The organism is Pseudomonas sp. SJZ080 (genome assembly GCF_007828295.1).
Lineage (GTDB): Bacteria > Pseudomonadota > Gammaproteobacteria > Pseudomonadales > Pseudomonadaceae > Aquipseudomonas > Aquipseudomonas migulae_A.
The window spans coordinates 178,953-190,581 of record NZ_VIUK01000002.1 but is presented as its reverse complement, the minus strand read 5'-3'; the positions used below and the strand labels follow the sequence as shown (position 1 = coordinate 190,581).

At 57.7% G+C, this 11,629-nt stretch carries 12 protein-coding genes; 3 read left to right on the top strand and 9 right to left on the bottom strand.

Annotated features, from left to right (window positions below):
• Positions 1-60 precede the first annotated feature (60 nt).
• The 4 genes from nthB to FBY04_RS03345 form a co-directional block, all read right to left on the bottom strand.
• Positions 61-693, bottom strand: a complete 633-nt coding sequence (nthB, locus tag FBY04_RS03360; RefSeq protein ID WP_084320139.1) for a nitrile hydratase subunit beta — start codon at positions 691-693, stop codon at positions 61-63.
• Entirely contained in the window at positions 693-1,313 is a 621-nt protein-coding gene (gene nthA, locus FBY04_RS03355; RefSeq protein ID WP_084320137.1) for a nitrile hydratase subunit alpha, read from the bottom strand. The genes nthB and nthA overlap by 1 nt, the downstream gene beginning before the upstream one ends.
• A gap of 29 nt (positions 1,314-1,342) precedes the next feature.
• Positions 1,343-2,383, bottom strand: coding sequence for a phenylacetaldoxime dehydratase family protein (locus FBY04_RS03350; protein ID WP_145314504.1), 1,041 nt, complete (start codon positions 2,381-2,383; stop codon positions 1,343-1,345).
• 87 nt (positions 2,384-2,470) lie between these two features.
• On the bottom strand, positions 2,471-3,367 hold the full coding sequence (locus tag FBY04_RS03345) for a transporter (protein ID WP_084320134.1): 897 nt from the start codon (positions 3,365-3,367) through the stop codon (positions 2,471-2,473).
• 102 nt (positions 3,368-3,469) lie between these two features.
• Between FBY04_RS03345 and FBY04_RS32590 the strand changes: the two genes are divergently transcribed.
• Entirely contained in the window at positions 3,470-4,870 is a 1,401-nt protein-coding gene (locus FBY04_RS32590; protein WP_256666744.1) for a helix-turn-helix domain-containing protein, read from the top strand.
• Between the two features lie 17 nt (positions 4,871-4,887).
• Here FBY04_RS32590 and FBY04_RS03335 read toward each other — a convergent pair whose 3' ends face one another.
• From FBY04_RS03335 to FBY04_RS03315, 5 genes are all read right to left on the bottom strand, one after another.
• On the bottom strand, positions 4,888-5,676 hold the full coding sequence (locus tag FBY04_RS03335; protein ID WP_145314503.1) for an SDR family oxidoreductase: 789 nt from the start codon (positions 5,674-5,676) through the stop codon (positions 4,888-4,890).
• 46 nt (positions 5,677-5,722) lie between these two features.
• Positions 5,723-7,270, bottom strand: a complete 1,548-nt coding sequence (locus FBY04_RS03330) for an amino acid ABC transporter permease/ATP-binding protein (protein WP_145314502.1) — start codon at positions 7,268-7,270, stop codon at positions 5,723-5,725.
• 64 nt (positions 7,271-7,334) lie between these two features.
• Complete coding sequence (locus FBY04_RS03325) at positions 7,335-8,129, bottom strand: ABC transporter substrate-binding protein (protein ID WP_084320126.1); 795 nt, start codon at positions 8,127-8,129, stop codon at positions 7,335-7,337.
• A gap of 47 nt (positions 8,130-8,176) precedes the next feature.
• On the bottom strand, positions 8,177-9,247 hold the full coding sequence (locus FBY04_RS03320; protein WP_145314501.1) for an isopenicillin N synthase family oxygenase: 1,071 nt from the start codon (positions 9,245-9,247) through the stop codon (positions 8,177-8,179).
• Positions 9,248-9,273: 26 nt separating this feature from the next.
• Entirely contained in the window at positions 9,274-10,113 is an 840-nt protein-coding gene (locus tag FBY04_RS03315) for a sugar phosphate isomerase/epimerase (protein ID WP_145314500.1), read from the bottom strand.
• A gap of 588 nt (positions 10,114-10,701) precedes the next feature.
• Here FBY04_RS03315 and FBY04_RS03310 point away from each other — a divergent pair.
• Both FBY04_RS03310 and FBY04_RS03305 read left to right on the top strand, forming a co-directional pair.
• Positions 10,702-11,100 (top strand): hypothetical protein, encoded by a 399-nt coding sequence (locus FBY04_RS03310; RefSeq protein WP_145314499.1) that lies wholly within the window; start codon positions 10,702-10,704, stop codon positions 11,098-11,100.
• A 106-nt stretch (positions 11,101-11,206) separates the two neighbouring features.
• Positions 11,207-11,614 (top strand): hypothetical protein, encoded by a 408-nt coding sequence (locus FBY04_RS03305; protein ID WP_145314498.1) that lies wholly within the window; start codon positions 11,207-11,209, stop codon positions 11,612-11,614.
• Positions 11,615-11,629: the final 15 nt, after the last annotated feature.

Sequence of the window (11,629 nt, the reverse complement as noted above, 5' to 3'; positions counted from 1 at the left end):
GCAAATGAATGGGGCTTCCCCCATTCATTGCGTGCAGCAATCCTCTGAAAGGGGGAGGCCTCAGGCCTTGAGCAGGTAACTGCCGAACAGGTCCACAACCACCGTGCCTGCGTCTGCGGCATCGCCCCAGAGTTCCTGGGTGGTGAAGAGAACGTGATACGTCGGCTCGCTGCCGCTCGGCAGGCCATGACCGACCGTGTCGGGAAACGGCCATTCATGAGTCGTGCGATGCACGACAGTCCCGTACTTGCCCCTTACATAACCGGGCATACGGACATGACCGTCGACGTGTTCGTCGCACACACGTACCCGTTCGCCGATCTGGAACGGCGTTGCTGGTGGACGGGCGGCGCGCCCGGTCCCCAGAGGCAGTGCCAACGGATACGCTCCCGCGGCAAGTTCCTCAAGACGCTGGCGGGTGATTGCACCTTTTTCCACGAACAGTGACGCGACCCCCACGATGATTCGATCGTAGTAGCTGGACGTAAGGTATTGCCTGGGTTCCATCCGCTCGATCGCGTGCCGCAGCTCATCCACATTGAACAGTCCCAGCTCCCCCGCACCGAGGAACAGGAGGCTGTAGCCAAGGTGTTCCCAGTCTTCATGGAACACCGGTTTGTAAGATTGTGAATTGGCGCTGTGCTGCACGCGTCCAAACCCCTGAACACCTCCCAAATCATGTATGCCATCCATCATTGATTCCCTCGCGGCGAAAGGGTGGGAGATTGCGGGCGCGCGATGCCGATCAGCACATCCTTGGTGACGAGTGTGGCGAGTTGTGCTTCGGTCCAGTCCTCGGTGCCGGAGGGGCGCATGGGCAGAACCATGTAGCGGGTTTCCGCACTGGTATCCCACACGCGTATTTCGACTTCGTCCGGCAGGTCAAGGCCCATCTCGCGCAGTACCGTGCGGGATTCCCTCACGACGCGAGCGCGGTACTCGAAGCTTTTGTACCAGTCAGGTGGCAGGCCGAGGACCGGCCAGGCAGTGCAGGAGCACAACGTGCAGACGATGACGTTTTGCAGGGTCGGCGTATTTTCCAATGCAATGATGTATTCGCCTTGTACGCCGGTGTAACCGAACTGCGCGCAGGCGGCGGTGCCATCGCTCAGTAGCAGCTGCCGATATTGCGGATCGACCCAGGCCCTGGCGACGACGCGTGCGCCATTGGCCGGGTCGAAATCGTTTTCCATGATCTCGGTAAATTTCTCGATGTACCCCTCTGGAACCAACTCGCGTTCCTTCAGGGCGTTTTTCAGCGCAACGGCGCGGTTGGACGCCGTCGCACGCGCAGTATTGGAATGGTCGTTCATGATCGCTATCCTCCAGACGATACGGAATGTCAGCTGCGATGCATCAAGCCGGTCGCAGCATGGCAATTGATGTACTCGTACAGTTGATCCTCGGCACGTAGCACGCTGACTTCGTGATAGCCCTTCCACTTGAGCTCGCCCCCCAGTTTCTGAACGATCTTCATGAAAGTGCCAAAAATCTCGATGTGAGTCGGATGGGATTCGGACCAGCGCTCCAGGTGCGCGAGTGAGCGCCAGTGACTGACTGAAAAAGTCTTCTCCAGCCTTTGTCCGTTGGTGTTCAGATGCTGCATGTAACGGTTGCTGTAACAACCCACCGGCAAACCGTCGTCGCGCAGGAACTCCATGCCGGCTCGCAGCGCCGGTTCCATCTGGTTCAGGTACAGGTCACGCTCCGTGCCTTCGGTTTCGCTCCAGTCCTGGCCCGAACGGATGACCACCAGATTCTCATGGCCCTTGATCACTATTCGGCGTGAGTCCGGTGTCACCTCAAGCTGCCCGGCAGGGGACATGGGGTCGGTCTGGGACAACGGGATTCGGTCGCGCATCGAGCCCCAGTAGCCGTGTTCCTGGATGTCGTCACTGCGTGACCCCATCACCACCCCGATCCCTTCCAGGTCATTGGGCATGGCGTAGAAGGTTTCAAAGCGTTCGACACCCGGGGTCAGGATTTCCCGGAAGTAGCCCAGGCCGTCGTTGCCCAGATCGTCGGCGTTCCACCACTGGGCCACGGGGTCACTGGATTGCCAGCGCAGGAAGGATTGAGGGCTATCCCAATAGGCGATGGCGATCATGTTGTCGTAGCCGGCGGCATCGACGTAGTGAGTGATATCGTGATGGCCCGGTCCGTCGGCCAGTTCGAAACGCTGCACGATTTTGCGCAGTGCCGCGCAGGCGGCACCCAGGTAAATCTCGCCCTTGGACTGAACGCCGAAATAGGCCATGACCACTTGCTCGACCGAGGCATCTGCGCGACCGACCCAACCCGGGTAAGGCGGGGTGTAGTCATTTTCAATTCTGCGGTCACGAGAGCGAGGGCACATCAGGTGTTTATCAATCGCGGATTCCATACGTTTCTCTCTTTTTTATACAGACCATTGGCATCCCGACTGCACGCAACAGGTGCAAGTGGGTGCGTGTTTGGAGGAGGGCAGGGATCAAAACACCCGCGCATAGCGCAGGTTCATGCGAAAGTCCTCTTTGGGACCGTTTTCGACTGAAAGATCACGGCCCAGCTGGAGCTGGAACTGATCCTTGGCGGTGACGAACCGGGTGGCGGTCAGGCGAATGTTGGTGGTGCGCATGGCGTCATCGCGGTCGAGCTGATCGACCTCTGTTTCCCCACCCCGGATATGGCCCAGGCCCACGGCGAAAGACGTGGCGGGGTCCGGCATGTAGCGCGTCATGATCTGCGCGCTGTAGGAGGTTTTCTGCTTGAGCACCGCCGAGCCGGGACCAAATGCATCGTTGTCGCCGTACCAGATGGCGTCGCCCACCAGGTCTACCGCCCACTTGTCGAGAAAGTGCTTGATGTAGGCAGCCTGAAAGTCGACCTTCCAGCGGTTTTCCCCCAGGTTGATCGGATCGTTTTTGTCGTAGGTCCCGCTCGGCACGTAGAGGTAGGCGTTGGCGCTGAGGGTGTCTCGCGCACTGTTGAGAAGCACCTTGATCGGTGCCGTCAGGATGAGGTCGCCAGTGCCGCTGGCGTCACCGAGCACCGAGGCGCTGCCATGGCCGGAAACCTGGCCGAACGGCAGCAGGAATTGCGGGTCGATGGTGACTGAATCGCTCAGTTGATAGACGTGCAGCAACCGCAGAATGCCGATGTCGGATGTCAGGTTGAAATCCGCACTGGCCTGGCGGCCATTGGATCGCAACGAGTCAGTGGTCGCATGCTGATAATAGACGGCTCCGATAGTTGCCCCTATCGGGTATTGCTCGTAGTCACCCGGTGCCACTTCTACCGCCATGGTGGCAAACGACGTACCTATCAGGATCAGTCCAAGCAAAACGGACTTTCTCTGTTGCACTAGCCACGCTTTAACTTTGCTCATTGTCTGTCGCCTATTGTGAATTGCCCCTTCGTAGGGGGGACATTTACGGAACCTGCCCTTCGTGTTTTTCGCCAGCCGAAGCCGGTGAGGTCGCGACGACTGATGACCGTGTCTGGAGCCCACTGCCGTTCGGCGCTGGCTCAAGGATGCGGCGGTCCTCAATTGGGTTCTTGGCTGTCACGGAACAAAAAGTTTTCTCAGGCGGCCCTTTGGTCGCTGGCGGTGGCAAAGCTATCGGGGAGTGATGTAAGAAGGGGTCTACGGTTGGAGAAAACCGGGCGGGCGACGTTGCTGTGCCTGCGGGTGTTTCTTCTGGAACTGCCATGCGATGTTTGGCAGGCGTTGCATGCAGAGGTTGCTTCGTTAGGCCCACGGATGTGCCTGGTATGGGGCTTGCTAGGTCATTATAAAAATCACTTCCGCAGGAAGGGGGCTTCGCACATGGGCAATCGATTAGATGGAGGTTTGCGCGAATGGAGGGCCGCTGCCGCAGACCTCGGTGGCAGCAGGCGAATGCCGGTGACCAATTGGTCCTGCGAAAACATCGACGTTGCCACTGAAGGCAGTTCCACTTCCGAGCGGGTGGATTATTGGCGAGAAATGATTCTGCGGATGTTTGCCGATGTTGAAATCGGCGCTGTGCCAAACCCGGAGTTCTTCGGAAAAGTCAGATCGCAGAAGTGCGAACTGCTGCGAATCAGTGACGTCAGCGCAGCGGCTCAGGCAGTCAATCGTCGTCACCTGCAACCCAGATCCCGGGACGAAGACAAATACTTTGCGGTGTTGATGCTCGAGGGCACCGAGCAGTTGGAACAGGACGGCAACCGAGCTGTTATCGGGCCGGGGGATTTCGCCATTTATGATGCGACACGGCCGCACCAACTGAACTTTGCCAATGATTGGCGACAGATCATCGTCAGCCTGCCAAGGCCTTGCTTGAATCAACTGGTCGTGGGTATGGAAAGCCGTATGGCGACGCGAATCTCCATGGACAATCCGGTCGGACGCGTCATGCGTATGTTTCTGGAAAGCGTGACGTCACAAATCAGTCAGTTTTCTGCGGCCGAAATGCTCAGGTTGTCCGAGTCGGCCACCAATCTGATTGCGCTGACGCTCGGCAATCAGCAAACCCTCGACCTCGAGCATTCTCGCAGCCAGGCGCTGACCTTGATGCGGGTGAAAGTCTTTGTGAACGACAACCTCCGCGATCCAACCCTCAACGCACAACACGTCTCCCAGCGGACAGGGCTCTCAGCGCGTTACATCAACAAGCTGTTTGAGCATGAGGGTTCTTCGCTGATGCGGTACATCTTGCGTCGTCGCCTGGAACGTTGCAGTGCCGATCTGTTGAACCCGGCCAACGCCACGTTGCGGATATCCGAAATCGCTTTTCGTTGGGGCTTCAACGATCTCTCACATTTCAGCCGGGTTTTCCGAGAGTGCTACGGTCATGCCCCCAGGGACTGGCGCGAGGCCCAGCTACGGCAATGTTCCCCTGAGTGAAATTTCGTGCGCCTTCATTATTGGCTGGAGCGAATGGCCCCTCCATCAATCAGCAGGTTCTGCCCGGTCAGGTAGCTCGCATGACTGCTGCAAACGAAGGCGCAAAGCGCTCCGAATTCCTCGGGTGAGCCGAAGCGTCTGGCAGGAATTTCGCTACGGCATTCGTCAAGGAATGCCTCACTGTCCAGCCCCATCTCATGAGCCGCGGCGACCAGGTTGTCACGCAGTCGATCGGTGTCGAAGGAACCCGGTTGCAGGTTGTTGATCGTTACATTGCGACTGGCAATGTTGTCTTGCCGGGCCAGCCCTGCGATAAACCCTGTTAAACCACTGCGCGCGCCATTGGACAGGCCCAGGCTTTCGATAGGGGACTTCACGGCACTCGACGTGATGTTGATGATTCGGCCAAATCCGCGAGTTGCCATTGCGTCGACGGTTGCCTTGATCAACTCGATCGGGGTGAGCATGTTGGCATCCAGCGCCTTGAGCCAGGCATCGCGGTTCCATTCGCGAAAATCCCCGGGAGGAGGGCCTCCGGCGTTGTTGATCAAGATATCGAAATGCGCATGGGCGTTGAGCGCTGCCGCCCGACCTTCAGGCGTCGAAATGTCTCCGGCGACGGCGATGACGGTCACCTCAGGATTCATCGCTCTGAGCTGACGGGCTGTTTCATTCAGCGTCTGTTCGCCCCGTGCCGTGATCACCACGTTCACACCTTCGTGGACGAGTGCCTGTGCGCAAGCTTTACCCAGACCTTTGCTGGCGGCGCACACCAGCGCCCAGCGTCCTGCGATGCCAAGATTCATGCGTGTTTACCTGAAAGAACAAAGCTCAAAGAAAGGGGGTTCCTGTTCACGCATGATCCGCAGTTACAGGCGTGTTTGGCGCTCGAACACCGATGCCCATAAAGCGCCGCACTCTTTCTCCTTCGGCATCGCGTCGTATGGTTTCAGGTGCAGCATCGAGTTGAATATTGCCGTTCTCCATGAAAATCACCCGATCGGAAATCGACATGGCAAAGTCCATTTCGTGGGTCACGATCAGCATGGTCATGCCTTCTTTGGCCAGATCGCGGATCACGTTGAGCACGTCATTGACCAGTTCCGGATCGAGGGCCGAGGTCGGCTCGTCGAACAGCATGATCTGTGGCTCCATGGCCAGGGCCCGAGCGATCGCCACGCGCTGTTGCTGCCCACCGGAGAGTTGATGCGGGTATTTGTGGGCATGGGCCAGCAGGCCGACCTTGTCCAGTAGCGCATAAGCACGATGTTCACTCAGCTCGCCCGGCTGGCCGTGGTAACGCGGGGCCAGCGTGACGTTGTCGAGAATGGTACGGTGCGGGAACAGGTTGAAGTTCTGGAACACCATGCCGATCTGTCGCACGCCTTTGCGCAGGCGAGAGCTGTTGGGTTTGTCCGAGGCCTCGATGAATTTTTCGCCAAACAACAAAATGTCGCCCGTATCGATGCTCTCCAGACCGTTGACCGTACGGATCAGCGACGTTTTGCCTGAGCCGGATGGCCCGATGATCGAGACCACCTCGCCGTATTGGACATTGAGGTCGATACCCAGCAGCACTTTGTGCGTGCCATAGCTCTTCTGGATGTTCTTGAGTTGCAGGATAGGCGTCGTGTTTTTGCCGGCGGCTTTGCGCGCATTGTCGGGCAATGCTTCGGCGCAGGCCTTGAACCTGGCGATGGCGGCCGCGTCGAGTGTGTGCGGCTTGCGGAAATTCAGGTCCAGGTAGCGCTCCAGACGCTGCAGGAAGAAGCCGAACACAGTGACGATCAACACGTAGTAGACGCCGACCGCCGCCAGGGTTTCCATGACCAGGAAGTTAGTGGCATAGAGGCGTTGCCCGACGGTGAGGATTTCGGTCAGGGAAATGACCGAGACCAGCGATGTCAGCTTGACCACCGTGATGTATTCATTGATCAAGGTGGGCAGCGAAATACGGAATGCCTGTGGAATCACGATCAAGCGTTGCATGCCGAGCAGGCCGACACCCAGTGCGCGCCCGGCTTCTTTCTGGCCCCTGGCCACGGAAATCAGACCGCCACGATGGATTTCCGCCATGTACGCCGCTTCCGTGACCACCAGGGCCAGCAAGCCGGAGTAGAAGGGGTTGGACAGAATCGGTCCGCTGCCGGGTAACAATTGCGGCAAGTTGTAGACGAACACCACTAGCACCAGCAACGGGATGCTGCGAAAGAACCAGATGTAGACCGCTGCGGGAATGCGCAGCAACGGCGATTGGGACAGCTTGGCCGTGGCCAGGACAAAACCCAGCAGCATGCCGATGAACCATGCCAAGGCACTGAGTTGGATTACCGTAATGCAGGCATTCCAGAAGTCCGGCAGGGAGAACAGGGAGAGAAAATACGACCAATCGAATTGCATGGGGCACCTCGATCTGCCGCCCCGGTGCCGGGGCGGCAGATGACCAATCTAAAAGGACAGATACTTAGTTGGCAGTCGGTTCTTCCAAGCCATATTTTTTAAGAATGGCGGCGTATTCACCGCTCTTTTTGGTCTCCTCGAAGGCCTTTTGCATGGCCTTGAAAGCTTCGTCGTTACCTTTCTTGACGAAGATGCCCAGGGTTTGCTGATAAATCGGGTGCTCGGTGGTAATCACCACGCGGCCATTGGTCTTTTCCGCGATCATTTTTGCCGCACCGGCGATTTCAACCTGGGCCTGAATGTTCTTGGACAACAGGGCCTGGGTCACTTCGGGCGCCGAGGGGTATTCGCTGACGGTGATGGCGCCTTTGTTGTTTGGCACGCAGTATTCATCGGACAGCTTCCTGAATTGCTTGACCCAGGTAGTGCCTTGTTCCAGGCCCAGTTTCAAGCCGCACAGGTCTTCAGGTTTTTTCGCATTGATCTCGCTGCCCTTGGGCACCATGACGGATGCGCCGGTATTGGCATAGGCGATGGTCTGGGCCTGCGTCTGGCGCTCTGGGGTGATGTACATGCCGGAAATGACCGCGTCGTACTTGCCGGAGTTCAAGCCCAGGATCAGGCTCGGGAACTTGGTATCGACGAACTCCACCTTGGCATTCATGTGCTTGGCCAATGCCGCTGCCAGCTCAGGGTCCGAACCCACCACGTTCTTGTCCTTGTCATAGGATTCGAAAGGCGGGTAAGTGATTTCCATGCCGACCTTGAATGTGTCTGCCGCCGCCATGCTCACGGAGGCACCGAGCATACCGGCTGCCAATACAGCCAAGCTCAACAGGGTTTTTTTGTTGTTTTTCATCTTTCACTGACTCCGGCGTAGGTAAGGGATGTAGCTGAAAACTTCAATCAGGACGGTTGAGCCTGATTTTTCAAATGTCCGAAACTGGCGGGCTTGCGTGCCTTGCCTGGTAGTTGAACTTCCCCGTTGGCCACCCTTTGGCGCAGATACTGATAGGTCTGCAGCGCCTGGCCATACATGTGTTCGCCGATCGTGATTTCTTCATAGTCGTTGCCTGCCTGGGCGAACCCGGGCAGTGGTTTGATCTGGGTGTGATAGTCGCAGGCATAAAACAGCGGGAAGGAGTAGCGCTCCTCCTTCACGCTGCGTACCCGGTGCGCGGTGGCAACGAATGCGCCTGCCGTCATCACTTCCAGCATGTCGCCGATGTTGACCACAAAGGCATCGGCAATCGGTGGGGCATCGATCCATTGTCCAAGGTTGTTCATCACCTCCAGGCCGGGTTTGTCGGCCATGAGAATGGTGAAGCACTCGTAATCAGTATGGGCGCCAAGTCCTGGTGCGTCATGGGCTGCACCGTCGAAGGGGTAGTGGATCAGGCGCAGCTTGGACGGCGGTCGGCTAACCAGGCTGTCGAAGTAGTTTTCTTCCAGGCCCAGGGTCAGGGCAAAGCCGTTGAACAGGCGCCGGCCCAAGGCGAAGATCGCTTCATAGTAGGCCTGCACCGCCGCCTTGAAACCCGGCAACTGCGGCCAGTCGTTGGGCCCCAGCAACGGGGTGTTGGCCAGCACCAGCGGGTCATCGGCCGGGACTTCGAAGCCGACGTCGAAGGCTTCCTTGTGGTCTGGCTTGCCTTTGGAATAGACCTCTTCGCCTTCGGGTACAAAGCCCTTGTGGGTTTGCGAGGCGCCGATGTAGTGCTGCATCTTGGTGTCCAGGGGCTGGTCGAAATAGTCCTTGGCCGCCTGGCGCAGGTTGGCGATCAGTTGCGGGTCGATACCGTGGTCGGTGATATAGAGGAACCCGACTTCGCTGGCGGCGCGCCCCAATTGTTCGGCCACGGCCAGGCGGTGTTCCAGTTCAAAGCTGAACAGCCCGGCGATGTTCACCACCGGGATGCTATTGAAATTGGCTTTCTGTGGGTCATTGCTGGCGCTGTTGTCTTTATTGTCAGGCATGACGCAAAGGCTCCCTAAGGATGGCTTTAGTGGTGAAAACGCTCGAAGTGTTTGCGCTCGGTCTGGCCCATCCACACGTTCAACGACCACAGGTCGGCGACGGGGACATTGGTGAAGGGCAAATGATGCAGGTAGCCGTCGGCGCCGAATTCCGGGGTCAGGGTGCTGACCTGGTAACCGCGGGCTTGCTGCGATCGCCAGATGCTTTCCCAGTGCTGCTGATGGAAAGCCAGTTCTTTTGCATATTCGGGAGCTGCCGGGTGCGGAACCTGCGGGCCCTGGTCGTAACCGACACGTGCCTGAATATGGTGAACCCGCTCAATGAAAGCGCTCAGGTCATCGGCCGGGTCATTCAACAGACGTTCGCAAGTCACGACCCAATGGCTGATGTCACTGGTGAACAGCAGATCGGGCAGTTGCCGGATCAATTCCAGGGTCACCCAGGGATTGAACAGCGAACGCGAGCGGTGAGTTTCGAAACTGCAGACCTGACCATGCTTGCGCGCCAGTTCCAGTGCCTGACCGAAGAACTCCACTTGCTGTGGCAAGGACCAACGATCATTGCCCGCCAGCACGTTGACGAAGCGTGGGCCGAGCTCGGCGGCCCAGGCGAGTTTCTGATCGAGGTCATTGAGGTGAACGGCAGGCGTTGCCGACTGGTCGGGCAGCACGTCGTACGCGGTGAAGACGGTGCTGATATAGCCCAGGCGATTGGCCTGGAGAAACGCGCCAAATTCAGCCCGTTCACGGGCGTCCAGTGGCAGGCGTGCTTCCATGCCATCGAAGCCCGCTTGCAGCAACTCCTCGAGCGCTTGAGCCTTGCTGGCGGTGTAACCCCACAGCGTGCGAAAGATTTCCAGCTTCATCGGTGATCCTCAAAAAACCCAAGGTCTACTGCAAAAGCACGTCGACGGCGCCAAGCCACTAAGCGATCAATGGTCGGGTGCGGCAGAGGACTTTGGATCCGGATCTCTGCGTCATCTGACCCACTGAACGATACCGAGGCGGGTTCGCTGTGGAGCCGATGTTAGGCACAGGCCGGGCGGCGAAAGAATCTGAAACTTCAAATGAATACTTCAGACTTTCATCAACAAATAGCTGGCTATCTATTGCGCGTTTCAAGTGAGATTTTAGGGGGGAGTACTTGTCTATGTTGGCTGTAAGCGAGGCGTGCCACTGTTACAGCATCATTTTGAAGACTCCCAAGAGACAGTGGGGTGATGGAGGTCTGTTTCTCGCCGATTGCTGCCTGTCGCAAAAACTCAACTCGATCCAATCGGCTGACGAGTCAGACGACTCGATGCCCATGCCGAACTCAGCCCATAGCCAGGGACGATTCAAGGCGAGCCTTGCGCTCCTCAAGTCATCAATTTGTTTGATTTTGATCAAACTCTGCATTGCTTTGCTGGCTAGACTGAAAATTAACACGACGTAAAAAGTCGAGGTTGTACTTCATGTACTGGTTCCACCGTCACCGCCGAAGTCTATTGCACCTTACCCTCATGGTATGGGTGTTAGCCGTGGCCGTGACGGCAATCCAGGGGTGTCTGGTACAGCCGATTCACAATTTGGCCGCACCACACAATGTCGAGCAGTATGTGGTGGATGGTCATGCGCTCCACGCCAATGGTTGCCTTCAGAGCTGTGAAGACGCCGCCACGGCGATAAAACCTGCATTGCAGACGCCAGCAGCGGATCCTGTCCATTGGGCCGTCCTGTTACTGCTAACGGCGGCAGTCCTGATCATGGTGCTTGATCCTCAGCACAAATCCTCTCTCGCCACTCTTGTATTGAAACGTCCCGCGCCACCGGAATGCCCGGTACGGCTGACTTTCGTCCGTTTCAACGATTAACCCCCCTGCCTCAGAGCGGCAGAGCATTGGCTGCTCTGTCCTGCTGCGTCGCGTTTTCGCGATGAGGTCATTCCTGCTTATCCCCTCACAATCTCAGGAGTTCATCATGCAAATGCATTCTAAATGGGTTCTGGCTGCCGTCTTGGCTAGCAGTGCATTCACGGTCTCTGCCGAGGATGCGCATCACCCGGCCGACGCGCCGGCCGACTCAACGGTGAGCGCTGCGCCGGCATCGACGGCCATGACCAAAGCCATGACCGAGCAAATGCAGAAAATGCAGGCTGCGCATGACAAAGCGGCAGCGGCAGAAACGCTGGCTGAGCGCCAGTCCGCCTTGCAAGAGGGCATGAAAGTGATGAAGGAGAGCATGGCCATGATGAGCAAGGAGCAGAGTGCGATGGGTTGCATGGGCAAGTCTGGTGCCAAGGACGGCGCAGGCAAAGGGATGATGGACATGATGATGCAGATGATGGGGCAGCAGTCATCCATGATGGACATGCCAATGAAACAGTAAATGTGCGGTAGAGCG

Coding starts and splice junctions, on each gene's coding strand:
- nthB (WP_084320139.1), bottom strand. CDS start 693: ATGGATGGCATACATGATTTGGGAGGTGTTCAGGGGTTTGGACGCGTG.
- FBY04_RS03330 (WP_145314502.1), bottom strand. CDS start 7,270: ATGCAATTCGATTGGTCGTATTTTCTCTCCCTGTTCTCCCTGCCGGAC.
- FBY04_RS03315 (WP_145314500.1), bottom strand. CDS start 10,113: ATGAAGCTGGAAATCTTTCGCACGCTGTGGGGTTACACCGCCAGCAAG.
- nthA (WP_084320137.1), bottom strand. CDS start 1,313: ATGAACGACCATTCCAATACTGCGCGTGCGACGGCGTCCAACCGCGCC.
- FBY04_RS03305 (WP_145314498.1), top strand. CDS start 11,207: ATGCAAATGCATTCTAAATGGGTTCTGGCTGCCGTCTTGGCTAGCAGT.
- FBY04_RS03350 (WP_145314504.1), bottom strand. CDS start 2,383: ATGGAATCCGCGATTGATAAACACCTGATGTGCCCTCGCTCTCGTGAC.
- FBY04_RS03320 (WP_145314501.1), bottom strand. CDS start 9,247: ATGCCTGACAATAAAGACAACAGCGCCAGCAATGACCCACAGAAAGCC.
- FBY04_RS03335 (WP_145314503.1), bottom strand. CDS start 5,676: ATGAATCTTGGCATCGCAGGACGCTGGGCGCTGGTGTGCGCCGCCAGC.
- FBY04_RS32590 (WP_256666744.1), top strand. CDS start 3,470: ATGACCGTGTCTGGAGCCCACTGCCGTTCGGCGCTGGCTCAAGGATGC.
- FBY04_RS03325 (WP_084320126.1), bottom strand. CDS start 8,129: ATGAAAAACAACAAAAAAACCCTGTTGAGCTTGGCTGTATTGGCAGCC.
- FBY04_RS03345 (WP_084320134.1), bottom strand. CDS start 3,367: ATGAGCAAAGTTAAAGCGTGGCTAGTGCAACAGAGAAAGTCCGTTTTG.
- FBY04_RS03310 (WP_145314499.1), top strand. CDS start 10,702: ATGTACTGGTTCCACCGTCACCGCCGAAGTCTATTGCACCTTACCCTC.